This window comes from Pedobacter ghigonis (assembly GCF_903166585.1).
Taxonomy (GTDB): domain Bacteria; phylum Bacteroidota; class Bacteroidia; order Sphingobacteriales; family Sphingobacteriaceae; genus Pedobacter; species Pedobacter ghigonis.
Genome location: NZ_CAESCM010000015.1, coordinates 86,729 through 110,325 on the forward strand (window position 1 = coordinate 86,729; position 23,597 = coordinate 110,325).

The 23,597-nt window shown below is 38.0% G+C and carries 22 protein-coding genes; 8 read left to right on the plus strand and 14 right to left on the minus strand.

All coding sequences use genetic code 11. The annotated features are described in order from the left end of the window. Positions 1-52: 52 nt before the first annotated feature. Positions 53-832, minus strand: coding sequence for a hypothetical protein (locus tag HWV58_RS19555; protein WP_175635711.1), 780 nt, complete (start codon positions 830-832; stop codon positions 53-55). Between the two features lie 346 nt (positions 833-1,178). Here HWV58_RS19555 and HWV58_RS19560 point away from each other — a divergent pair, with 346 nt between their 5' ends. Together HWV58_RS19560 and HWV58_RS19565 are read left to right on the plus strand one after the other, a co-directional pair. Continuing rightward, positions 1,179-3,119, plus strand: a complete 1,941-nt coding sequence (locus HWV58_RS19560) for a sensor histidine kinase (RefSeq protein ID WP_175635712.1) — start codon at positions 1,179-1,181, stop codon at positions 3,117-3,119. Then, positions 3,116-3,856: a LytR/AlgR family response regulator transcription factor gene (locus HWV58_RS19565; RefSeq protein ID WP_175635713.1), complete on the plus strand. Its 741-nt coding sequence runs from the start codon at positions 3,116-3,118 to the stop codon at positions 3,854-3,856. Before HWV58_RS19560 ends, HWV58_RS19565 begins: the two co-directional genes overlap by 4 nt. Positions 3,857-3,866: 10 nt before the next feature. Here HWV58_RS19565 and HWV58_RS19570 read toward each other — a convergent pair whose 3' ends face one another. From HWV58_RS19570 to HWV58_RS19615, 10 genes are all read right to left on the minus strand, one after another. Beyond that, positions 3,867-4,379: a lipocalin family protein gene (locus HWV58_RS19570; protein ID WP_235972772.1), complete on the minus strand. Its 513-nt coding sequence runs from the start codon at positions 4,377-4,379 to the stop codon at positions 3,867-3,869. A gap of 44 nt (positions 4,380-4,423) precedes the next feature. Next, positions 4,424-5,488, minus strand: a complete 1,065-nt coding sequence (locus tag HWV58_RS19575) for a hypothetical protein (RefSeq protein WP_175635714.1) — start codon at positions 5,486-5,488, stop codon at positions 4,424-4,426. Next, positions 5,475-7,130 (minus strand): NAD(P)-binding protein, encoded by a 1,656-nt coding sequence (locus HWV58_RS19580; protein WP_175635715.1) that lies wholly within the window; start codon positions 7,128-7,130, stop codon positions 5,475-5,477. The genes HWV58_RS19575 and HWV58_RS19580 overlap by 14 nt, the downstream gene beginning before the upstream one ends. After that, the gene (locus tag HWV58_RS19585; RefSeq protein ID WP_175635716.1) at positions 7,108-8,619 is read right to left on the minus strand and encodes a polyamine aminopropyltransferase; all 1,512 of its coding nucleotides are present in this window, start codon (positions 8,617-8,619) and stop codon (positions 7,108-7,110) included. The genes HWV58_RS19580 and HWV58_RS19585 overlap by 23 nt, the downstream gene beginning before the upstream one ends. Before the next feature lies 1 nt (position 8,620). Continuing rightward, positions 8,621-8,845 carry a DUF350 domain-containing protein gene (locus HWV58_RS19590; RefSeq protein WP_090770053.1) on the minus strand — a complete coding sequence of 75 codons (225 nt, stop codon included), beginning with the start codon at positions 8,843-8,845 and terminating at the stop codon, positions 8,621-8,623. Between the two features lie 6 nt (positions 8,846-8,851). Next, on the minus strand, positions 8,852-9,025 hold the full coding sequence (locus tag HWV58_RS19595; protein ID WP_158674124.1) for a hypothetical protein: 174 nt from the start codon (positions 9,023-9,025) through the stop codon (positions 8,852-8,854). Next, positions 9,026-10,270: a DUF4178 domain-containing protein gene (locus HWV58_RS19600; protein ID WP_175635717.1), complete on the minus strand. Its 1,245-nt coding sequence runs from the start codon at positions 10,268-10,270 to the stop codon at positions 9,026-9,028. Between the two features lie 71 nt (positions 10,271-10,341). Then, on the minus strand, positions 10,342-10,716 hold the full coding sequence (locus HWV58_RS19605; RefSeq protein WP_235972773.1) for an S-adenosylmethionine decarboxylase family protein: 375 nt from the start codon (positions 10,714-10,716) through the stop codon (positions 10,342-10,344). A 47-nt stretch (positions 10,717-10,763) separates the two neighbouring features. Further along, on the minus strand, positions 10,764-11,159 hold the full coding sequence (locus tag HWV58_RS19610) for a cupin domain-containing protein (protein ID WP_175635718.1): 396 nt from the start codon (positions 11,157-11,159) through the stop codon (positions 10,764-10,766). A gap of 22 nt (positions 11,160-11,181) precedes the next feature. Next, on the minus strand, positions 11,182-11,661 hold the full coding sequence (locus HWV58_RS19615) for a methylated-DNA--[protein]-cysteine S-methyltransferase (protein ID WP_175635719.1): 480 nt from the start codon (positions 11,659-11,661) through the stop codon (positions 11,182-11,184). 484 nt (positions 11,662-12,145) lie between these two features. Here HWV58_RS19615 and HWV58_RS19620 point away from each other — a divergent pair, with 484 nt between their 5' ends. The 4 genes from HWV58_RS19620 to HWV58_RS19635 all read left to right on the plus strand — a co-directional run bounded on the left by HWV58_RS19620 (position 12,146) and on the right by HWV58_RS19635 (position 15,904). Beyond that, entirely contained in the window at positions 12,146-12,811 is a 666-nt protein-coding gene (locus HWV58_RS19620; RefSeq protein ID WP_175635720.1) for a heme exporter protein CcmB, read from the plus strand. A 157-nt stretch (positions 12,812-12,968) separates the two neighbouring features. Next, on the plus strand, positions 12,969-13,631 hold the full coding sequence (ccsA, locus tag HWV58_RS19625) for a cytochrome c biogenesis protein CcsA (protein ID WP_175635721.1): 663 nt from the start codon (positions 12,969-12,971) through the stop codon (positions 13,629-13,631). Position 13,632: 1 nt separating this feature from the next. Then, a complete protein-coding gene (locus HWV58_RS19630) occupies positions 13,633-13,851 on the plus strand; it encodes a CcmD family protein (protein ID WP_175635722.1) in 219 nt (72 codons plus the stop codon). A 631-nt stretch (positions 13,852-14,482) separates the two neighbouring features. Beyond that, positions 14,483-15,904, plus strand: a complete 1,422-nt coding sequence (locus tag HWV58_RS19635; RefSeq protein WP_175635723.1) for a Glu/Leu/Phe/Val family dehydrogenase — start codon at positions 14,483-14,485, stop codon at positions 15,902-15,904. A 274-nt stretch (positions 15,905-16,178) separates the two neighbouring features. Here the strand turns inward: HWV58_RS19635 and HWV58_RS19640 are convergent, their stop codons facing one another. The 3 genes from HWV58_RS19640 to HWV58_RS19650 form a co-directional block, all read right to left on the minus strand. Continuing rightward, complete coding sequence (locus HWV58_RS19640; RefSeq protein WP_175635724.1) at positions 16,179-17,531, minus strand: hypothetical protein; 1,353 nt, start codon at positions 17,529-17,531, stop codon at positions 16,179-16,181. Positions 17,532-17,684: 153 nt separating this feature from the next. Further along, positions 17,685-19,694, minus strand: coding sequence for a hypothetical protein (locus HWV58_RS19645; protein WP_175635725.1), 2,010 nt, complete (start codon positions 19,692-19,694; stop codon positions 17,685-17,687). 58 nt (positions 19,695-19,752) lie between these two features. Beyond that, positions 19,753-20,433: a hypothetical protein gene (locus HWV58_RS19650; RefSeq protein ID WP_175635726.1), complete on the minus strand. Its 681-nt coding sequence runs from the start codon at positions 20,431-20,433 to the stop codon at positions 19,753-19,755. A gap of 257 nt (positions 20,434-20,690) precedes the next feature. On the opposite strand from HWV58_RS19650, the gene HWV58_RS19655 reads away from it, so the two are divergent. Next, positions 20,691-21,125 carry a cytochrome c maturation protein CcmE domain-containing protein gene (locus tag HWV58_RS19655; RefSeq protein WP_175635727.1) on the plus strand — a complete coding sequence of 145 codons (435 nt, stop codon included), beginning with the start codon at positions 20,691-20,693 and terminating at the stop codon, positions 21,123-21,125. Positions 21,126-21,130: 5 nt separating this feature from the next. Then, positions 21,131-23,596, plus strand: coding sequence for a heme lyase CcmF/NrfE family subunit (locus tag HWV58_RS19660; protein ID WP_175635728.1), 2,466 nt, complete (start codon positions 21,131-21,133; stop codon positions 23,594-23,596). The last annotated feature ends 1 nt before the right edge of the window (position 23,597 follow it).

The window sequence follows — 23,597 nt, forward strand, 5'->3', positions numbered from 1 at the left end:
TATTAAACTTAATAAAAACCAGTCGTAAATTGCTGGTATACATTTTTCTTAATTATCTTATTTTTAAAAGTCCGTAAACTATTTTCAGCATGGCTAGCTGTTCGGCCTTATGGCCATTCTCGGCTTCAATATTGATATACGGAATATTATTTTTGGCGCAGTAAACCGATAAAGAACCATCATCGGTCGGATTATCGTTTTGCAGCACCACATTTTCACCTAAACCTTTTAAATAATTGAAATCGTTTAATGCTGTTACCAGGAAAAAATCATCTAAATCTTTGCCCTCGGCCCTGAAAACAGCCTTGGCTTCCTGATGGTATTTATTTGGTTTGATATAGTCGGTTAATGAAAGGGCACCCTCATTTGTATTATTATGAATAGAGATGGTGTAAGTATTTTGATTTCGGGCACCGTATGCTTTTAAAAGCTCTGCCGAAAAGGTTTTGATGTGGTTAATTACCGCTGCCGGAAACTTAGTTACTCCGCTATTAGACTTTTTTAACGTACTGTCGATCCCGGTATCCGAAAAAATACGGTTAGGATCAAACTCGTAGTTTCTATTTTTAAAGTTGCAGGTTAAAGTGCGTACATTATTCTGGTGTATCTCAAAAAGATTAAAGCTGGTATCTTTGGGTAAATCGTTAAAAGCATCAATCGCCGTATTTTCATTATCGTGTAGCGATAGGAGGGTTGCAATGCCTGCTTTATTTTCTTTGTATTTAGCTATGCAGGATTTTGTCCCCAGCTTAAAAGGGATCTCGGTGTTTAAAGTAAATGCGGTTATTGTGGCCAGATTTAATAAGAGGGCGCTAATTAAGATCTTTTTCATGACTACATGATTTTATGGCAAAGCGTTAATCATAATTTTCTATGCTGTTACTGAAAGTAGCTATTTTTTTGTACGATTTGATTTACAATTCAAATTTAAAATAACAATTTTTTCTTAAGCCTGCAATTGAGTGAAGTATCTGATTTTTGCTGTGAACTATGGGTTATACCATGTGTAGTAAGAAATGCTGTTGCAGTATGTGCTTTTGGAGATGTTGAAGAAACCATTTAAACATAAAACAACAGATTTCGCAAGACTAAAATAACAGCTCACTCATTTATAATGTTTATTGTAGTTTTTCTAATTAACTTTAAATTTAGGTGTCCGTTTAGGATTTTTTAGCAGGATGATTATAAAAAACAGCTCTTTAATCGCTTTCTTCATTTTAGTTTCTGCCATTTTAGGTAACAGCTTTTATTCAACGGCTCAGCCTGTTGTAAAACCTGTTGTTGTAAAGTACGAGACAAAAAAGGTCAGCCTGATCAATAATTCCTTTTACGCTGTTTCCAAAAAGGAATATAAAAATCCAAATCAACTTAAAACTTTAAAATGGCATCTGCTGGATACTACCTTGCAGGACGGTGAGTTTGCCGATACCGTAAGGCAATTCTGGCTAAATTTTAGCACAATAAGCGCACTAGAGAAAGATACCACGCTGATTTTAAAACTGGGCAACAAAAACGAAGAATCGCTGCTGTACGAACTTAAACAGAACCAGCTGGTGCTGGTTGGACGTACTGGTTTTGGTTCGCGTATTAATGATTTATCTGTTAAAGGTGATTACTGGCGAATAAACCTGCCCCTCAGGAAACAAAGTGTACAGCAATTTTATCTTTTAATCAATAAATATCAATACAACATTGCGCACCAATACCCTTATCTGGAAACTTTTGATACGGCATACCATGAGAAAGTAGAAGAACTGATCAGTGCTCCGGTTAGTTTTAAAAACTTGAAATTATGGGTAGCCGGCTTTTATTTTGCCGTATTTGTTTACTGTTGCTTAAAGTTCTTTTTGCAACGCAGGCTTAAATCTTACCTGTATTGTGCCTTAGCTTCCATTTCACTTTTTTTAAGATACTCTCTGCAGGTAGATGCATTGGTGATGGAAACAGATTGGTTCCCCTGGCTTAATAACGATTTTATTTTCCTGCTGTCTTTTATTCCCCAGAGCATTTTTTACATCCTCTTTTTGAGCGAATTTTTACAGGTTAAGCAAAGTAAGTGGTTAAATATATTCCTGAAAATATGCCTGCTGCAATGGTTATTGATGTTGATTATCATGCCGGTTCACTTTGTTTGGCCCGAGCAAAGTATCATAACCAAGATATTTTGGAAATACAATGCGCTGCCCTTTTTGGTATTACTGATTTGGTTAAGCTATTACACCCGTCCAAAGCCCAACAGGGGATATTTAAAATTTGCATTTATAGGTCTGGTTACCCTCGCAGTAGCATTTATTTTTGTAGTTGTGCCCAGGTGGTTGTTTGCATCGGCCTCTTTGCCCGGCTGGTACCATCATTTAAATGCGCAATATGATTTAATTACCCTTGCATTTGTAGTCGATACCATTTTGTTTTTAACTGCGCTTGCTTATAAAGACAGGCTGGATGAGCTGGAGCGGATTAACCTGAAAATAAAGAATACCGAAAACGAGCATAAAATTTTACGCTTGCAAATGAACCCTCATTTTATTTTTAATTGCTTAAATTCAATTAATTTATACATCGAACAAAATGATAGTACTTTAGCTTCCGATTACCTCAGTAAATTCTCTCAGCTCATGCGCTTATCGCTGGTACATTCACGAAAAGAAAAAATCGTCCTTACCGAAGAAATCACCGCGCTAAAACTATACCTAGAGATGGAAAGTATGCGGTTTAAAGGTAAGCTAAACTATGTTTTTGATATCGATGACAACGTTGATGCTGATTTTATAGAAATTCCACCCATGCTAATACAACCTTATATCGAAAACGCAATCTGGCATGGCCTAATGCACAAAAAGCAGGGCGGAAAAATTAGCATTAAAATTAGTCAGGATTTTACCACACAAACTTTAAATATAACGATCGAAGACAATGGAATAGGGCGGGTAAAAGCGGGCGAGCTGAATAGCAAGGCTGCAGAAAAAGATAAATCGTACGGCACTTTAATTACCAGTGAGCGTATAGCCGTTTTTAATAAAAAATTTAATGCCAATACCCAGGTGCATATCGAAGATTTATACAACGAAAACAAAGAAGCTTCGGGTACCCTGGTTTCCATTAACCTCCATTTGGTATGAAACGCTTAAACACCATTATTATCGACGATGAGGAAGATAGCGTTAATCTGTTACGCATCCAGCTTCAACGGCATTGCCCCGAAATTGGCGAGATCCATACTTTTAACAGCCCGTTAAAGGCCTTGCAGGAAATTGATAAGCTAAAGCCCGACCTGCTTTTCCTGGATATAGAAATGCCGGAACTTAATGGTTTCCAGTTTTTAGAAAAACTGACCCCGATAAATTTTAGTGTAATTTTTATTACTGCGTACAACGAATTTGCTTTAAGGGCATTCAGGTTTAGTGCTTTGGATTATTTGGTGAAACCGGTTTACATTAACGATTTAATTGATGCGATAAATAAAGCTGTTAACACCATTAAACCTTCTGATGCACAATTTGATCTTTTTCAGAAACAGTTTTATCTCGAACGGATTAATAAAATAGCTGTGAGCTCCTTAACAGGTATTACGTTTGTAAATCTCGACGACATTCTGTACGTAGAGGCCAGCAGTAATTACTCTATTTTGGTTTTACTGGATGGAGAAAAGGTAATCATCTCGAAAACATTGAAAGATGTACAGGAAATTCTGGAGAACAGAAACTTCTTTCGCATTCACCGTCAATACATCATCAACCTCCATAAAGTAAAGCATTTCAATAAGAACGATTGCCTGCTAACCATGGAAAATAATAAGCAGTTACAGGTAGCCCGAATTCAAAAAGATAAGCTAATCGAAAGATTTGGACTGGTTTAAGGCCACAATACTAGCTCATTTTGTGCTGCTGAGAAGTAAGTTTATCTACATCGTAACCTTTTGCCTTGCACCGGGCAACAATTTCGTCGTGGGTTTTCTTCGGCATAACCTCATTACGACTCATGATGAATAAGAATTTATGATCTGGGTGACCAACAACCACGTATGAATAATCGCTGGCCAGTTCAATAATCCAGTAATCAACCTTTATGGGCCATATAAACTGCGCCTGGAGCTCACCATTATCTCCCTCCGCTGAAGGAAACATTTTAGAATTCCTCGAATATATCTTTTCGTCGCCTGGTTTTTTGTAAGTGGTTACCACATCATAATAGCCGGTTTTGTTCAGGGTATATTTAGTAGTGGTTTCACGACTGCCTCTATCGAAAATAGTTGGGATAGAATATAAAGAATACCAGGTTCCGGCATATTTCTTTAAATCCAGTTTTGCAACAGGTGTATTTTTCTCAACGGGCGAATAACCTAGTAACACAAACAGTAATAAGCAAATCGTTTTCATCATACCGGAGTTTGGTATTATTTACGAAACCGGTTAAAAAACAGATCTTAGAATTTGTTTTTTGCCTTCCAGATAAAGCCATCTAGTACATAATGTGTGGCCTGTGGTAATGCCAAAAGCGGAACAAGGAGCGAAAGCAGTTCGCTGCTTGTTATTTGCGGTAAGGTTGTAAAAGGCTTAAATACTGCCTGGTGTTCTTTCCATACCAAACCATCCCACAGACCTTCTTCCAGGTAGGCGAAGAGGATTAAAATGAACAGGAAATAAAATATCCCCGATTTGCCAAAGCTAAGGGCTATGATTTTATTTTTAACAGCGGTTTTATCTAATTTTTTCTTCTCGAAAAACCAAACGAGGGCCATATACGGAATGCCATGCGAAACGACATTCAAGGTAGTAAAAGCCATATCACCGTTAAAATAAACGATTCCGAAATACCAGGACAGGAATGTTCCGACAACGATTAAATTCCGTGGAATATTAACCCATTTCTGTTTAATAACCACCGATAACTCTTTTATGATGTATATGGCAATAATGGCAAGGTACACCATTCCCGAACCTTTTAAAAGCGCATCGTTCTTAAACGAAAAGAAATCGCCTTCTATAAACCAGTTGAAATGCCTGGCCGTACTGAGGTGCCAGAAAAGCAGTGGATACAGGGTTGCGGTATAAATGGCCACTTTATCGATAAGCTGCTGAACAGGCGAAGCTTTTTCATTGCGCGAATACAAACGCATAAAACCATATTGCTGCCTGATGAAATGATAAACCGCCAGGTATGCCAGGATTCTCCAAAACCATAAAGCATCAAAATGGTAAATCATTACTCCTGTAACATAGCAGGCCACCGGGATGGCAACAAGCAAAGTATATTGTTTCTTAAAATTGCCAGGATTAAAATAGGTGCGGTATAAAGTGCTGTACACATGCGCAACATCAATAAAAACAATTAAAAATACCCAATAAGCCAATGGAATACCCGCTGAATTTTGAAATTGCGAAGGAAAAAGTAAAACCAGCAGCAAAGAAAAAAACGGAGGTGAAAGGATGAAAACAACATCACTTACACGCGAATTTAGCCAGGGTTGATTTGAATTAAGATCTGCCATTCAGTACCTGTTTTGCTGCATTTATACCTTGATGAAAAGCTTCTTCAAAAATAGAAACTCCACTTAAATCACTATGGGCAAAGAAAATTTTATCGTCAATGGATGTCTTTGCGTTTGCTAAATTTTCACTCCAGATAAAATCCTTCGTGGGTGCAATCATGCCGTGACCCCAAACCCAAAAATCGATATTTTCAATTGCTTTGGTAATGCCCGGATGTATTATTTCAATCTCAGGGATAACGATATCCAGCCATTGCTCATAATTTCTGGAGTAAGCAGCCAAACGGGCAATTGCAGGTTCGAAATCGCAGAGGGGGAGGTAATAGGTAATTACTTTTTTATCTTCCGAAAGTTTCAGGTGTTGTTGTGCCGAATTTACGTAGCCAACGGATGGAGTATTGTAAGCCACATTATCCCAGCAAAGGTTTATCCCTTTCGATTCTGGTAATTCGTTAATGGTAATGTTGGCAATTAGCCATGGCGAATAACTAAAAGCCTTATAATCTATGTTGCGGTCAAAATTTTGCAGTAAACGGTTGTTTACAAACTGTGGTGCGCACAGTATAATTTTTTCGGCTTCTATATTTTCCGTAACCTGTGTACCTGCATTAAATGTGGTTACCTGTGTATTTCCATTGGCCAATGACTTTAAATCGTAACACAGCGTCGAAGTTTTAATGTGATCTTTTAACGGGCCGGCCAATTGTTTCATAATCCAGCCATTGCCTTCGGGCCAGGTTAAAATCGCATTTTGCTCTGCATTGGCGGCTCTGCCCCTGCGTGCAGCGAAATAATGCAGACCTGCCCAGGCCGATATATGCGTTATTTTTTGGCCATAATCATCTTTACAGGCATAGTTTAAGTACCAAAGCAGGTATTTAGAATGGTAACCCTTTTCTTTCAGGTAAGCCTCGAAAGTAATCTTATCCAGTTTTCTGTAGTTTTCATCATTCGATGAGGTACTTAAAGGGATATTGAATAAAAATTTACCATCGCTACCTTTGGTATTTTTAAGCTGATCAACAGCTGATAAAAAGCGTCTGATTTCCTTTTTGTCTGCAATGGGCACACCAAAATCCGGAATTAAACCTTCCTGCCATTCGCCGTTTATTAACAACCTTTCTTCCGGATCGAAAGTTAAATAGTAATCGTTGTAGTAGGGTAGCTGTTTTTCAAAGTGGGTGATAACATTAATTTCCTGTAAAAAATCAATCAGTAAAGCATCGTCGTTATTGGCTATGGTGATGTAATGCGCACCGAGTGGATAAGCCGCTATTTTATTGGTGCCATAATATGAATTTCCTCCTGTATGTTTTTCCAATTCCAGGATTTCGAAATTTGTTTCGCCATTCTTTTTTAGCCATCGCCCGGCCGATAGGCCCGAAATACCACTGCCAACAATGAGTGTTTTTACTTTTCTTGTGTTTTTTGCTGCAGGTATTTTTATTTTATCGCGCAAAATATGGCCAGCTTTTGCATCCGGACCTTGTAAGGTTCCCTTAATATTGTAGCCTGCCGACCGTATTTTTTTATAACAGCCGTTTAAAAAAATGCCGCCCGTAATTAATCCGATCCTCAATAAAAAAGAGCGACGCTTTAAATAGGCCGATAATTCATCCTTATAAAACGTTTGCCCACTCATCTTCAAAGTACTTAACTAAAATTTGGTTGTTAAGCTTATTTACATCGGTTTCTACTTTGCCCATATCTTTAGGGAAATAGAGCATTAAATCTAAACTTTCTTTCGATATGAACTTTAAACCTGGTAAATATTGCTGCGGTTTTTTATATACATTATCGGGTTCGGTAGCCATAATATAGCCCCACTCGCCAAATGATGGCACATAGTTGTGATAAGGGATTGTTTTTAAACCAACACTTTCTAAAGTTTTGTTTACCGTCCAGAAAGATTTTGGCGCAACAAAGGGCGAGGTAGACTGGATAACCATCAAACCTTTTGGGGCAAGAATACCCTTAACCAGTTTGTAAAATGCATTGGTATAAAGTTTTCCAACGGCATAATTAGATGGATCAGGAAAATCGATCACAATAAAGTCGAATTTTCTGTGCTGTGCCTTAATCCAGCTAAAAGCATCGGCATTAATCACTTTTACTTTTGGCGATAGCAGCGCATTTTTATTAAGCCCCAGCAAAATTTTGTTCGATTGGAAGAGGCCCGTCATTCCCTTATCCAAATCTACCAGCGTTACCGAGTCGACATTTGGATATTTTAAAATCTCTCTAACGGCAAGGCCATCGCCGCCACCCATTACCAAAACATGTTTGGCAAAAGGTAAGGCATGTAAACCTGGATGTACCAAAGCCTCGTGGTAGCGGTATTCATCATCAGAGCTGAACTGAAGGTTCCCGTTTAGGAAAAGCCGCAAAACTTTGTTTTTTTTGGTTAAAATTATGCGCTGGTAAGGAGTACTTTTCGAATAGATAATGGTATCGCTATAAGTCTGGCTTTCAGAAAAACTGGTTATTTTGTCGGCGTAAATGAACCCGGCAAGTAATGCTATAATACTGATGAAAGAAGCGCTTTGCAGGTATTTAGAGGCCCTGATTTCTGCTTTAAAACTCAGGCAAACAATCAATGCTACGGCAACGTTCAGCATCCCAAACAAATAGGCTGTTTTTACCAGACCCAGGTGCGGAATTAACAGCAGCGGGAAAATTAAGGAAGCCAGTAGTGCGCCAATATAATCGAAGGTGAAAACTTTCGAAACCAGATCTTTAAATTCATAGCGGTCTTTAAGAATGCGCATGAGTAATGGGATTTCTAAACCAACCAGAATACCGGTTAGGCTTACAAAACCATACAGCACTATCCTGAAGGAAGCAATGCTTTCGAAAACTAGGAACAGTACGGTTGAGCTAAAGCCACCAACCAGCCCAACCAGGATTTCGATTTGAATAAACCACGAAAGGATATTCTTCTCAAAATATTTAGATACCCACGAGCCTATACCCATCGAAAAAAGGTAAACCCCAATAATGGTCGAAAATTGGGTTACCGAATCGCCAAGCAGGTAGCTCGCCAGGGTACCGGCAATTAATTCGTAAATTAAACCACAGGTAGCAACAACAAAAACTGAAATTAATAAAAGTGCAGGTAACTTTTTGTTCATGCTAACTGTGAATGGCTGAGCTTATAATAATTGCAATAGCAATAATAAAGGCTGCAAAAACAATGGCTAAAGCTAAATTTTGCTTTTCGAGTATTTCTTTCCAAAGGTTCTCGGGCGTAATTTTTTCGATAATCCAGAATGCGATAAAGAGTACAACAATACCCAATATAGAGTAAACCAGTGATGCAATAATGTACTTGATGTTGATTAGTTCGTTTAAGCTCATAATTTTTTATTTATGGTAAAATCTGTTTACATGGCCACTGTGACCTTTACTTCCATTAAAATCAGTGTTTTTTTCTACGTTATCCTGGTAAAAGGCATGACCACGGAGACCGCTATAGCCATAAAAACCTAAAATAATCAGTAGTACAATGAGGTAATATTTAATCGGTTTTAAATTCATTTAGTCTCCTTCTACAAAGGGTGAAAAATCGCTGTTATTCCATCTTCTTTTCTCGTAATTGCGCATTAAATACCAGCAAATGGCCGGGAAAATGCAAAGCAGCAGTATGGTTATCAGTGTATTGCGGAACATGCTCACATTAGTAGTGGCCCTGATGTAAAGGCTATTCCGGTAAACATCTCCTGATGATGGATATACATTTAAGTGGTATTTGCCTTTTGGTATATCTGATAAAAGAACGGATTCTTTGGTTGAGCCTTCAGACCAGCTTTCGCCATCTTCTACGCCATGGTAATATTCTATGCCCTTGCTTACTTCCCAGGTTCGATTATCGGCTTCATTAACCAGTACAATTGTGGTTTCCAGCCAGTTATTGTCAACACCCGAAGCAATTTCGAACTCAATATTCGATGATTCATCATCAATAGCAAAGGAAGGGGTGATAAAAGATTTGAAAGCATCGGCACCTCCTTTGGTATCGTAAGTGATGGAAAAATCGTCGTTTATTAATTCCTTTTCCGGTTTAACTGCATCAAAAAGCAAATGCAAAAGCAAAACTGCAATTATGGCTATACCGGTTATTTTTAAAGAAGAGGTCCACCTGTCGAAAGCTTTAGAAGGCTCATTGGCACCAATGCCAATCTGCTCCGGAAGACTGCTTTTATCCAGGTTAAATGCCTTGGCAATTTCATCCCTGGTGAGGTATTCGCCAATGTAGTAATTAGTAAGATTTGCAGATTTATTAATCACCTCTTTAACAACCATAAATGGGGGAGCGATATACTCGGTAGCTTTAACCTTTTCATTCACCACATCCCAATCTACCTCGCCAAGCATAGCAGTAACCACTGGCGTGTACCTGTTAAAAAGTTTGTATTCCACATCTTTATAGCCTACACTCGTACCATAAGATATGGGTTGTTTATAATCGGGGAGAAAGTCTTCGCCGGCGATGAAATTCCAATGTCCTTTAAATTCGGATAAGGTAACATAGCCCTGATCATGGCTTGTTAAAATATATTCCCTCCAGTGGTAACTCGTACCTGCTTCTTTCTTTTCGAGGTAGGCAATTATTTTTAAATCGACACCATGGATGTTTGTTGTTGCGCCTAATTTTAAAACCGGAGATTTTTCGGGTTTTTCTAATTTCCTGTTCAGCCTTGTTTCTGCCCTGGTAAAAATATGTAAGTAAGAAAAACAAAAGGGGCAAACTACGTATTCGCTTTTAGCCGGTTCGTAGAGCACAATATTTTGTTTGCACTTGGAACAAGATATTGTTTCCGATAATCTAAAAAATGATTTAACTGAATTTTCCATTAACGCACAATTTCAGTTTTTTGCATTTCCTTACCTTCGAAAAAGTGCAATACAGCATCGTAAATATCCTTAACCTTTTGGGTATTATCTTTCTGGTAATTAGATAGAAAAATATCGAAGGTAGCCAGTTTAAACTCTGGCCAGGTGTGGATAGATAAATGAGATTCGGTTAAGCAGATTACAGCGGTAAAACCTCCGTTAGGGAAATTGTGATAAACTTCTCCTACTTTTTCAAGGTTCTTACCGGCAATTAGTTCGTTAAAAAGATCTTTACAGTCTTGAAAGGAAGAGAGTTGTTCGGCTTTTTCAGAAGAAAATTCAGCTAAAATATGTAATCCTGGATTGTAGGTCATTGAGCGTTTGGTATCTTTCAAAATTAGAAAAGTATTTTTAAAGTAGGCATTAGAAATGTGAATTTTATTTATGTGCTTTTTCCGGCAATAAAATGATCTTCTACGTCTTCTTCAAGTGGGATATAAATCCTTTCCCATTCGTTACCATCTAAAATTTCCCAGGTGTGTCCAACTCCTTTGGTGTCGTTTGCGATTAAAATAATGCCTGGTTCAATGATAAAAGTTTCGCCGTTACTTACGGTAAAACGGAGTTTACCTTTCAGTGTAAGCACATATTGCCGGCGTGGGGCAGGGTGGGGGATTTTCTCCAGCGTTGAAACATCGGTTTGTGCAAAGAAATAACTGGCATTGATGTGTTGGCGTATGGGGATTGTACCCACTTCAAAGCTACATTGGTTGTTTTCTGTGTTAATTAAACGGATGGCTTTAAGGTAATTTGGGGTATCGGCTAGTGCTGTATTCATCTGCAAATAAAAAGTATTGGTTTTAAAATTTTAGTTCTGTTTGTCCGCGTTGCATTACTTCACTTTCGTGTTGCAACAACCATTTTTTACGCCATAAGCCGCCTGCATAACCCACCAGTTTACCATTGCTGCCAATAACCCGGTGACAGGGCACTACAATAGCAATGTTGTTTTTTCCGTTTGCGGCTGCAATGGCACGGATCGCCAATGGCTGATGTGCCGAAAATTTAGCATAGGATGTAGTTTCTCCATAAGGGATAGCCAATAAATTTTGCCAAACGCCTTGTTGAAACTCCGTACCTTTCTGTTTCATAGGGAAATCGAAATGCTGTAGTTTGCCATTAAAATAATCATTTAACTGTTGGGCAACGTTTTGTGTAAGCGGGTTTTCGGTTAATCCGGTAATGTCTTTTTCGGCAAAGGTTACAACATGCACAAATTCGTCATCGGCGAGGATAGTAATTTGGCCAACCGGCGATGTTATAACTGATGCGTAGTTCATATTTTTTATTCCAGATTCTAATTTTTTGCCACATATTTCACGGATCAACACTGATTTTTATTTATTTCTTCGTGCTTTCCGTACCTCCGCGGTTATTTTTTTTGCCACAGATTTCACAGATTAACACGGATTTTTGCCTGGTCTATTTCTCTGTGTTTTCTGTGCCTGCGTGGCTATTTATTTTTTTTGCCACAGATTTCACGGGTCAACACGGATTTTTGCCTGGTCTATTTCTCGGTGTTTTCTGTGTCCGTGGCTATTTTTTTGCCACTGATTTCACGGATTAACTCAGATTTTTTAACTATTGTTAATATGCTACAAACAAAAGCCATCTGTGTTTATCCTTTTTATCTGTGGTTTTAATTCTTCTGTGTTTTCTGTGCCTCCGCGGCTAAATTACCAGTAGCCAATAGCTCAAAACAAAATTACAACAATACAACAATTTAAGCATGCAATATTTATCAATAAAAGTATCTTTGCGGTTATGCAATTGGCCAAAGAGGTTAAATATTTAATTAACAAGGAAGTATTGTTAGAGTGGCGCTCCAAATATACCATCAATGGTGTGCTGTTGTATGTGGTTTCTACCATTTTTACCTGCTATTTATCGTTTGTAAGTTTGGGCGATAAGTTAACCTGGAATGCGCTTTTTTGGATTATTATGCTCTTTGCCTCCATCAACGGGGTATCAAAAAGTTTTTTGCAGGAAACCAAAGGACAACAGCTTTATAGTTACATTTTGGCGAGTCCGGCGGCGGTTTTGATATCCAAAACAGTGTACAATACGCTGCTCATGCTGGTGCTTACCACGATTGCCTTGGGCTTTTACACCCTGGTTTTCGATTCGTTTACACCGCCTGATCTGGTGATGTACTATATCGCTGTAGTGTTGGGCAGTATCAGTTTTTCGACTGTATTTACTATGGTTTCTGCTATTGCCAGTAAAGCGGGCAACGGGGGCATGCTGATGGCGATTTTAAGCTTTCCGATTATTATTCCAGTGCTTATTTTGCTGATAAAACTGGCTAAAAATGCGGTAGATGGTTTGCCCTGGGAAAACAGTTACGATGAAATTGCCATGCTTTTGGTAGTAAACGTATTGATGGTGGCCACCTCTTTATTGTTATTTCCTTACCTTTGGCGCGATTAAAAATGATTGAATGGGAGAAGGGCGGAATGAGAGAATCGGGAGGCAACTCAATCATTCAAAACCCGATAATTAAATTTTAAAATGAAGGACTGGTTGTTGATGGAATGAGAAATGGCATTCATCAATTCAATCATTCAAAACTCAATAGTTAATATATATGAAAAAAACCTGGTGGAAAATTTTAGCTTCGGTGCTGGTTGTTTATACTGCAATTGCAGGTTTATTACTGGGCGTACCCCGGCTGGCTATTTTAAACGAGACCATTCGCAATCTGTACTTTCACGTGCCCATGTGGTTTGCAATGATTATATTATTCTCCATTTCGGTTTTTTATAGCATAAAATCTTTGAGCACTAAAAGTGAAATCGATGATATAAAGGCGGTTGAAAGTGTTAATGCAGGCATAATTTTCGGTCTATTGGGTTTAGTAACAGGTGCAATCTGGGCAAAATATACCTGGGGACAGTTTTGGAGTTTCGATCCAAAGCAAAATTTCGCTGCAATTTCGGTATTGCTTTATTTTGCCTACCTAATTTTGCGTAATGCCATTGATGAAGAGCAAAAAAGAGCCAAAATATCGGCTATCTATAACATTTTTGCTTTTCCAATGATGGTGGTTTTACTTTTCGTTTTACCACGTTTAAAAGATTCTTTACACCCTGGCAACGGTGGTAACCCCGGCTTTAACAGCTACGATTTAGATAGCCGCATGCGTATGGTATTTTACCCTGCATGTTTAGGCTGGATCTTAATCGGTTATTGGGTATATACCATCCGTTTCAGAATACGTTCAATTGAAAACAAACAACAACATAACTAAAATGAAGAAGATACTTTTCTCACTGATATTAATGATGGCTAGCGTACAATTATTTGCACAGGAAAATGGTGTGGAAATGGCCGATAGTTTACGTAGCAATGGAAAGATTTACGTTGTTGTAATCTGCATTGTAATTATCCTGCTTGGCTTATTGGCTTATCTTTTCGCAATTGATAAAAGATTGAAAAAAATAGAAAAAGAGGGTAACAACGAAAAATAAGCGTTTCGGGGCAATGAGTTTACAACCTGTTTTAACTAAAAAACCGGAAAAACGTAATGTTTAAACCTTTTGGTTAGCGTGCTTTTTACCCTTATCTTATTGTAGTATAGGTTTTTATACTTTAAAAAATCGCTAATTAAATATACAAAACAGTAAAGATGTAAATTACCTACTACATAGTATTGTTTCTTGCAAATTAATTGGTGATGTTTGATTAGTTATAAATTAAATCAACGGGACGATTTAGATTAACTTTAAGAGGTGATCAATTTTACATTGATCACTTTTTTTGTGCCCCTTTCCCTTTAAAATGGCCTTTGTTGTGCCGTTAATCAGATTATTTTAAGTATATTTATTGGAGCTAAAATATTTTTTTAACTTTTTTTTATGCTTGTTTAGCGCTTCATATCTTGTCTAAATGTTTCGTTTTGTTTCGGATTTAAGCGTGGCATAACTGCCTCAAAACAGGTTTAAATATTGTTTTTGTACAGTTTGCTCAAAACGGTCTAAAGTGCCCTCAGTGGTACAAAAGATGTGGTGTTTGCTGTACACTAAGTATTTTTGCATTTGGATATGTGCGGTTTTTTTAGGCAATTTTGCAGCGAAAACTTATTCATAAAAAAAATAAATAATGGCTAATCTAGCAGACGAGAACAAGTTCTTTGCAGATGTTTGTAAGAACTTTGACAGTGCGGCTCAATTCACCAATCATCCTGAAGGTTTATTGAACCAGATTAAAACATGTAATAGTGTGTATCGTTTCCAGTTCCCAATCCGCCGCGGAAACGGTTTTGAAGTAATTGATGCCTGGCGCGTAGAACACTCTCACCACATGAGCCCTACAAAAGGTGGTATCCGTTACAGTGAAATGGTTAACGAAGATGAAGTAATGGCGCTTGCAGCGTTAATGACTTACAAATGTGCCATTGTTAACGTTCCATTTGGTGGTGCAAAAGGTGGTATTAAAATCAACACCAAACAATATAGCGTTGCCGAGTTAGAAACCATCACGCGTCGTTATACTACAGAATTAATTAAGAAAAATTTTATTGGCCCTGGTATCGACGTTCCCGCACCTGATTATGGATCGGGAGAACGTGAAATGAGCTGGATTGCCGATACGTATATGACCATGAACCCTGGTCAGTTAGATGCATTGGGTTGTGTTACCGGTAAACCAATTGCTTTGCACGGTATCCGTGGTCGTAAAGAGGCTACCGGCCGTGGTGTGGCTTACGCTGTACGCGAGTGTGTAGAGGTTGCAGAAGATATGGCTAAAATCGGTTTTAAGGCTGGTTTGGGCGATAAAAGGGTAATTGTACAAGGTTTAGGTAATGTGGGTTACCATTCTGCTAAATTCCTTGCCGAATTTGGTGCAACCATTGTTGGGCTTTGTGAGTTTGAAGGTGCCATTTACAACCCTAACGGATTAAACGTTGACGAGGTTTTTGCTCACCGTAAAAACACTGGTTCAATTCTAGGTTTCCCTGGTGCAAAAGATTTCAAAAATTCAATGGAAGGTTTAGAACAGGATTGCGATATCATCGTTCCTGCTGCTTTAGAAAACCAGTTCACTGAAGAGAATATCCGTAATATTAAAGCGAAAATTATTGCTGAAGGTGCAAACGGACCAACTACGCCGGAAGCTGAAGCAATTTTTACCGAAATGGGCGGTATCATCATTCCGGATATGTACTGTAACGCTGGTGGTGTTACCGTTTCTTATTTCGAATGGTTGAAAAACCTTTCGCACGTGGCTTTTGGCCGTATGGAAAACCGTTACGCAGCTAACTCAAATGCGAATCTGATCAATACTTTAGAAAACCTGACCGGGAAAACCATTCTTCCTGAACACCGTTTAATGATTGTGAAAGGTGCATCTGAAATGGAACTGGTTAATTCTGGTTTAGAAGATACGATGATTCATTCGTACCACGAAATACGCGAAACTTTAAAGACTAAACCAGGTACGCAAACCTTAAGAACTGCAGCTTTTGTTAATTCGATTGATAAAATTGCTGTTTCTTATATGAATTTGGGTGTTTGGCCATAAGAAGTCAATGCGCAAAGCATAAAGCTTAAAGTGAAAATCCTTGCAGATGTGAAATTTGCAAGGATTTTTTTATACTATTTTTTTAAAAAAAAACCGTCATTGCGAAGTATGAAGCAATCTTAATGCGATTGTTGCTGTAAGCCAAACCTTTCTATTTAAAAATGAACAGCCTACATTTCATAGTGCTGGCTTAGCCTTTCTGTACCTCCTGCCAATTTTTTAGATTAGCATCTGTCCCATCAGGTTTAGGCACAAAGGACGGTAAGGGAATGCGCTAATTAAAGCTTTTCAAAAGCTGGTAAAGTGCATTAATTTCCTGGTTTTTCAGTTCAAATTTACCCTCAACTTTAATTTTTTTATTTTCAATCCACTTACCTTTAATTTCTAAATATTTGGCAATATTGAAATAATGACTAATTAAAGGAATTTCAATTTGCTTATTCAATTTAATAAAATCGATACTTAGGTAAAAAGCATCATTTGATAATGTTTTTGCTGGCTTGATCCCAGAATTTTTGAATGTTGACAAATTCAGGTTTTCAGCCTCGCTGTTTATGTATATTTTATATAAAGGAAAGACATTTTTACTGATCATGTTGCTGTCGGGATTAATCAGTCCTTGTTTGGTCAAGTAACGCTTAAGCGCGTAACCATTCGAATTTAGGTTTAAGGAGATTGAAGGAATACTTCTTTTTTGCAAACTTACTTTTTCTACCTTTTCAAAATCATCATTGTATTCGTACGTAATAATAGAATCGGTTTGTGTAATGGAGTTTGTCCACACAAAATCAAGATTGCCATTGTAATACCTGCTTAAACTATCTTGTTCAAGACTAAAGTTTTTGAATTTGAAAACTTTATTTGAATCTGGTTTTAAATTAGCACGCAGCCAAAAATTAATAGTATTGCCGGGGCTTTGTCTGTGCTGGAAAGGTTTATTTGTCGGTAAAATATTAGCTGCAGAAACAATATCATTAAAATTTATCCGTCCGTCGTTAAAATCAATCCAGCCATTATGGTCTTTGTTGCTAAAAACTACATGCTTTTTTATTGATAGTTGTCCTGCAAACTTACTCGCGTTAACTTTTACTGTATTCTTTTTGTTTAAAATATTGAGCAGATCCGACTCAAGGTTTTCTACTCTTGAAGCTATTGCAAAAGCTGCTGCTTTACGGTTGTAGTAGATTACCAAATTGCCTGGAGACGATTTGGCCATGTTAATTCCTTCAGTTTTTTTTGTGATTTGAAGATGTAATACATTTTTGATAAAACTTTCAAAGCCACCAATACTCTCAATTTCCAGACGCGAAAATATAGCATCAGCTGGCTTATTGGCGAGGTTATAGAGGTAAATACTGGCGGGAATAGAAATGCCTGTAAACCGTTTATCGGGCTCTGCTGCGGCGGTATCTTTTTTTAAATGAGATTTAAAATAATACATCGGATGGCTTAACACGTTTACGGCAATTGTTTTGTAAAGTTCATCCACATTAATCTGAATCAGGCTTGTGGCACTTTTAGGAATTTCAGTCTGTTCGGCCTGGTATGTTCTATATTTACTCATGCCGGCAAAAAAAACAAGCAGCAATAAAACTATCGCTGCTGTTATTTTTAAAAATTTTACCATGATTAAGGTTAATCGGTTAATTGTCTAAATCGGTTAACGGTATTGGGTTTATTAGCTCAGTCGCCCTTGGTTAACTATTAGGATTTCTAAAGTTGTCAACTTTCTGGCAATAGCGCCATTAAAGTTGACAACTTTGAAAATGCCAACTGAAAATTACTTAGCCGCATTTTCAATTAAACTGAACAAATATTTTAAGGCGTTTTCATGACCGTTCGGAATTTCAGCACTGATATCGGCCGATACGAGATTGCCTTTAATCGGGTTCGATTTCATATACACATTACCCATTTTCTCTAAAGTGCTGTTAAATTTTTTAGCTGTTTCTTCGCCGCCAATTTCAGATGCTGGTACTTTGCCAACCAGGTTTTTAGCATTAAACAAAAAGCTGAAATTATTTTTGCTCAACAGGTTCTTGTGTGTTTTGCTAATGGTGTTGTTTACCTGATTGCTATTTATGGCTTGTATTTCGGTTAACGAATTACCGAAAAACACAATACCATCTTTAATCAGGAAATAAATATCAATCGGACTTTTCTTCTCTATTATTTTATAAATATTGCCATCAGCGCTTACAAAATTCTTGTTTACACCATACTTAATCAGTTTGTTAATAAGCCTGGTATCGTCTGATGAAAACATGAAAAGGAAATCGGGCAAGGTTTCTTTTTTGGTTTTAACCACTTCCTTCTGTTTGTAATCATCGTCGTAATCGTACGTAGTGTAAGTTACATCTTTCGTATTCAGTCCGTTAATTACAAATAAGGCATCGCCTTTAATAACTTTACTAACTGCTTCCTCATCTAATAATAACGAAAGCAGGTCCGCACCAAGGTCCATTTCTTCATCCATACGGGCACCTAGGAACGAACCATAGGTTTGTTTCATCAGTTTCGGGAATTCTTCCAGGTAAGCTTTGGTATCAATGGCATAGCTCATAAAACCAATTGCTTTATCGCTGTTTACGTACTTTAAAAAGTTCTTGTTCAGCTTTTTGTTCATGATCTTTTTGTACGAATCTGCTTGTTCCTTTGCCAGTTCTAAACCGGTAGAAATACGGAAACTCTTATTATCCATAAACAGTTTGGCATTTAAACTGCCGTAACCTTTCATCAGGCCGGTTTTGCCGTAAGTGCCAAATTCGGGTGCAACTGCATTATAAACATCCTGCAGGCTCGAAACCCAAAGCTCGGCAATGGCTTTACTATCTAAGCTGCTTGTGTAAGATTTGTTATTTTCTATCGATTCGTAATTGCCATTAAAAATCTGTTCTGCCTGTGCGGTCATCCAGATAAAGGCCAGTCTTTTTTTCTTTGCTCCCTGTTCGGCACGTTCCTGCTGATAGTGATCGTATTGGTCATTTACTTTTTCTCCTGCAGGTATAGCTTCAGCAGCATCCATAGCTGCATCTGCTATTTCTTCTTCTACCGGTTGCTGCTTTGGTTTTATTACTGATTTTTTCCTGATGGCTTTTTTCTTGCCAGTGGCTTTTTTAGCAGGCTTTTTGGTTGCTGTTTTTTGCTTCACTTTAACTTTTACAGGTGGCGCAGCTACGGTTTCTACAACAGGCTCGTCGGTTGTGGTTACATAGGTAGAATCTACAGCAACAGCAGCGCTATCAATCATTGTTGCTTCATCGTACTGAAACCGGATATCTTTAATGCCATAACGGGCCGATTTAGCCGAATCGGCAAAAAAAGAGCCTTTAATGCTACCGGTAACAAAATACATCATATTGTTATTCCACTTAATGATGCTTGTACTATCAGGCAGCACCATGGTTTTGGTATCGCCGGTGGTTTTAATTTTGCTGTCTTTGTTGTTAATCAGGCTTTCAAATTTGGCTGCATCTTTTAAAGGAATCAGGAAACAGTTGTAGCTAATGCTATCCGTTAACTGGTTAAAGTAGTACATGTTTTTATCGAGGTTGATTCCGAAATCCTCGATAGTGGTAAAGTTTTTCTCGAGCGATTTTGATGTGCCTTCCAGTAGTTTTTTACCCACAAAAGATTCGTTAAAATCTTTTACAAACATCAGTTTAAAAATGTTGTCGCCTTTAATGGTAGCAACGGTAAAAGCGTTTGCTGGTATTTTTTTAACCAAATCCTGAGCTTTGGCCAAATTGAACAATAGCAGGAGGGAGAAAGAAAGTAGAATTTTTTTCATTGGTAATTTGTTGTTGTGTGAGCATTGCAGCCTGCACAATTGCAGGTAAGCTGCTTTGTTATTTAGCTAGTTGTATTGAATTGGATACGTTAATTTTTCCGTTTATTAAATCCGTAATAGGGCTTTTCAGCATCACTGCTTTTTTTGATTTCGATACATTTGATGCCGGATTGGTGCTACTTGTTACAAGCGATTCGAAACGGTAGATGCTGGTATAGGTAGCACCGGTAAAAACAGCCTTATCTTTCGGCTTTAATTTGTTGAATTCGGTTTTGGCGGTACCAATGGCCTGGTACTTTCTGTTGAAAGTTTTTGTAGCCTTGTTGTAAGTGTAGGATGAGGTATTGGTAGCCTTAATTTTTTGCTGGGCAAGGATGTTTTTGGTGATATTATTAATGTTGGAAACGTCTTTAAACGAAAAGCTAATGGTAGCGATAAAATTGTTAAAATCTGCTGTACTTTTTACGTTGCTTATTCCTTCCGATTTTTTTAAGTAAGCAACGGCCTCGTTCAATTCTTGCTGTATTTTCTGTTTGCTGGGCACTTTATAGCCTTGCACACTATCTAACAGCATTACCGAGGCTATTTTGGTTTTACTTTGGCTCAGGTTTATGGTGAGCGCCACATCGCCGGTGCCATCATTTTTCATCGAAATTTCTTCAATTACTTCAAAACAAGAACTTAAAAAAGGTAAAAGCGCAATAAAGAATATAAGCTTATAGCATTGGTTGAGACGCATATCAATCGCAGGTTAGGGGTTCGTTAATCAGTATTGGTTATCCGATGTCAAAATTAACAATTTAGGTGATGAAATTTTATCTCCTCTGGCAGATAAAGCAGAATTACTTAAGAACCGATATAAATAGTACAGTCTATCGGAAGGTTTTCTTTCAAAAAATCAGATGATTGTCAATATAAAGACAAGAAAACGGTAAAAGAATGCTGGCTATGCCTATTTTTTTATCTTTGTTGCCAGCTTTTACAATACACATAACCATGAAGAAAAGTGCCATTATTGGATTGATTACCATCGCCATTTCGGTAGGGATTTTATTTAGCTTAAATGCCAATACCGATACCTATTCTAATTTTAAAGAAGCAGCTTCTTCCAACAAGGAAGAACATGTGATGGGCTACTGGGAAAAATCAAAAGGTACCTACTACGATGCGGTTAAAGATGCCAACCATTTTTCTTTTTACATGAAAGATGAAAAAGGCGAAATCCGTCAGGTAATTTATAACGGAACCAAACCGCAGGATTTTGAGAAATCAGAAAAACTAGTACTTATCGGTAAAATGGATAAGGACAAATTCTACGCATCGAAAATCTTAATGAAATGCCCATCTAAATATAATGATAACCTGGTAGAGGTAAATAAGGATGGTAAGGTAGACACCGTAGGGAAATACGGCGAAAAAAAATATAACTAATTTTAATGGATATTCAATTTGTAGGCGAAAACCTGCTGCCGGGTAAAATCGGACAGTTTTTTATTGTACTGGCTTTTAGTGCATCGTTATTATCAACAATCTCTTATTTTAATGCCAGTAAAGAGAAAAATTTAGAAGACAAATCGTGGCGCAATCTCGGAAGAATTGGATTCCTGGTTAACTGGGCCAGCATTATTGGCGTTGGGGCAGTACTGTTCTATTTAATTTTTGGCCATTATTTTGAATATTATTACGTTCAATCACACTCTTCAAAACAACTTCCTGTTTATTACATCATCTCTGCTTTCTGGGAAGGACAGGAAGGTAGTTTCTGGCTTTGGGCATTCTGGCAGTCGTTTTTAGGCTCACTGTTAATCTGGAAAGCCAAAACCTGGGAGCGCCCTGTAATGACTACTGTTGCATTTTCGCAGGTATTTTTAACTTCGATGATGTTAGGGGTAGAGATTTTTGGCGAGCGCGTTGGTAGTTCTCCGTTTATTCTGTTAAGAGATGCGATGGATTTAAAAGCACAGGCTCCTGTGGTTTTTGCCAATCCGGAAAATTATAAAAACTACCTGAAATTCATTACCGATGGTAAAGGCTTAAATCCATTGTTGCAAAACTATTGGATGGTGATTCACCCGCCTACTTTGTTTTTAGGTTTCGCCAGTATGGTGGTTCCTTTTGCTTATGGAATTGCAGGCCTTTGGCAAAAAAGATATAAAGAGTGGATAAAACCAGCTATGCCGTGGACGCTTTTTGCTGTAATGGTTCTGGGAACCGGTATTATTATGGGTTCTTTCTGGGCTTACGAAGCATTAAACTTCGGTGGTTTCTGGGCCTGGGATCCGGTAGAAAATGCATCATTAATTCCGTGGTTAACCTTAATCGGGGCAGTACACGTAATGATCGCCTATAAAAATACTGGTCATGCCTATTTTACAGCAATCGCCCTGGTATTTTTAAGCTTCCTTTTGGTGCTCTATGCATCGTTCTTAACCCGTAGTGGTATTCTGGGCGATACTTCGGTACACTCGTTTACCGATATGGGTATGTTTGGCCACCTGATTTTGTACAATGTTGTATTTGCCATTTTGGCTATTACTTTAATTGTTTGGCGTTGGAAAGAGTTGCCTATTACAAGTAAAGATGAAGAAACCTATTCGCGCGAGTTCTGGATGTTTATAGGTGCTTTAGTAGTAACAGTTGCCTGCATTCAGGTTATTTTCTCTACATCTGTTCCCGTATTTAACAAGGCATTCGGTACCAATTTTTCTCCTCCGATTGATGCCGTAAAATATTATAACCAGTGGCAGGCCCCTTTCGCGGTACTAATTACTTTAATATCGGGTTTTTCGCAATATCTAAAGTATAAGAGAACAGATCCACGTAAATTCTATAGCAGTTTAGTATCTGCTGTTATTTTCTCGGCTGTTTTAACTGCTGGCTTGGTGTATGTTGCAGATGTTTACACCAATACCATGTACATCTTAATCACTTTCAGTTGTTTGTTTGCAATACTTTCAAATGCAGCTGTTTTATATCAGGCATTTGGAGGGAAAGCAAAGTTAGCAGGTTCGGCAATTGCACACATTGGTTTTGCGCTCCTGGTTTTAGGAGCATTAATATCGGCAGCTACCAATAAACCGATTTCAATAAACGCCAATAAATTTATTCCTGTTAAAGATTTTGAGAAAACAGAGAAGCCAGGCGAAAACATCATGCTATACAAAAACGAGCCGAAGCAAATGGGCAAGTACACGGTAACTTATGTAAGCGATACTACTCAGGCTCCGAATACCTTTTACACCTTAAACTTCAAGGTTATAGATAAAGACGGTAAGGTTAAAGAAGATTTTAATTTACGCCCGCACACTCAGGATAATGAGAAAATGGGTTTAATTGCTTCTCCGGATACCAAACATTACCTTACTTACGATGTGTACACGCACATTACCAGCGCGGCAGTTAAGCAATCATCGCACGAGGACCATGAAGGACATTCGGACGATGAAAATTACAAAGCACCACGCATTGTTAAGGTTTCTGTAGGCGATACCATTCATACTTCGAGTGGTGTGGTTACTGTTAAAGATTTAAACAGAAAGCCTATCGCCAAAGATTTAGCATTGGCGCAGGGCGATTACGCTGTAGGTTTACCATTAGAAATTAACGCCGCAGGTAAGATTTATAACACCGAACCAATTTTCTTAATCAAAGGCAACAACACTTTCGATTTCGCACGTAAAGTAGATGAGCTGGATCTGAAATTCCGTTTCTCGAGAGTTTTACCAGATGAGAAGAAAGTAGAATTGCAGATTTTCGAAAAGCCACAACAGGCTAAAGACTGGGTAGTTTTCAAAGCAATCGAATTTCCTTTCATCAATTTATATTGGGCAGGTACGATTGTAATGGTGGTTGGTTTCTTACTGTCTATTTTTAGAAGAAGAAAAGAAGCCCGCATCGGATAAG

Coding starts and splice junctions, on each gene's coding strand:
- ccsA (WP_175635721.1), top strand. CDS start 12,969: ATGAAAAAAACCTGGTGGAAAATTTTAGCTTCGGTGCTGGTTGTTTAT.
- HWV58_RS19555 (WP_175635711.1), bottom strand. CDS start 832: ATGAAAAAGATCTTAATTAGCGCCCTCTTATTAAATCTGGCCACAATA.
- HWV58_RS19640 (WP_175635724.1), bottom strand. CDS start 17,531: ATGGTAAAATTTTTAAAAATAACAGCAGCGATAGTTTTATTGCTGCTT.
- HWV58_RS19580 (WP_175635715.1), bottom strand. CDS start 7,130: ATGAGTGGGCAAACGTTTTATAAGGATGAATTATCGGCCTATTTAAAG.
- HWV58_RS19560 (WP_175635712.1), top strand. CDS start 1,179: ATGATTATAAAAAACAGCTCTTTAATCGCTTTCTTCATTTTAGTTTCT.
- HWV58_RS19615 (WP_175635719.1), bottom strand. CDS start 11,661: ATGAACTACGCATCAGTTATAACATCGCCGGTTGGCCAAATTACTATC.
- HWV58_RS19655 (WP_175635727.1), top strand. CDS start 20,691: ATGAAGAAAAGTGCCATTATTGGATTGATTACCATCGCCATTTCGGTA.
- HWV58_RS19635 (WP_175635723.1), top strand. CDS start 14,483: ATGGCTAATCTAGCAGACGAGAACAAGTTCTTTGCAGATGTTTGTAAG.
- HWV58_RS19630 (WP_175635722.1), top strand. CDS start 13,633: ATGAAGAAGATACTTTTCTCACTGATATTAATGATGGCTAGCGTACAA.
- HWV58_RS19590 (WP_090770053.1), bottom strand. CDS start 8,845: ATGAGCTTAAACGAACTAATCAACATCAAGTACATTATTGCATCACTG.
- HWV58_RS19570 (WP_235972772.1), bottom strand. CDS start 4,379: ATGATGAAAACGATTTGCTTATTACTGTTTGTGTTACTAGGTTATTCG.
- HWV58_RS19585 (WP_175635716.1), bottom strand. CDS start 8,619: ATGAACAAAAAGTTACCTGCACTTTTATTAATTTCAGTTTTTGTTGTT.
- HWV58_RS19660 (WP_175635728.1), top strand. CDS start 21,131: ATGGATATTCAATTTGTAGGCGAAAACCTGCTGCCGGGTAAAATCGGA.
- HWV58_RS19645 (WP_175635725.1), bottom strand. CDS start 19,694: ATGAAAAAAATTCTACTTTCTTTCTCCCTCCTGCTATTGTTCAATTTG.
- HWV58_RS19650 (WP_175635726.1), bottom strand. CDS start 20,433: ATGCGTCTCAACCAATGCTATAAGCTTATATTCTTTATTGCGCTTTTA.
- HWV58_RS19565 (WP_175635713.1), top strand. CDS start 3,116: ATGAAACGCTTAAACACCATTATTATCGACGATGAGGAAGATAGCGTT.
- HWV58_RS19620 (WP_175635720.1), top strand. CDS start 12,146: ATGCAATTGGCCAAAGAGGTTAAATATTTAATTAACAAGGAAGTATTG.
- HWV58_RS19610 (WP_175635718.1), bottom strand. CDS start 11,159: ATGAATACAGCACTAGCCGATACCCCAAATTACCTTAAAGCCATCCGT.
- HWV58_RS19595 (WP_158674124.1), bottom strand. CDS start 9,025: ATGAATTTAAAACCGATTAAATATTACCTCATTGTACTACTGATTATT.
- HWV58_RS19575 (WP_175635714.1), bottom strand. CDS start 5,488: ATGGCAGATCTTAATTCAAATCAACCCTGGCTAAATTCGCGTGTAAGT.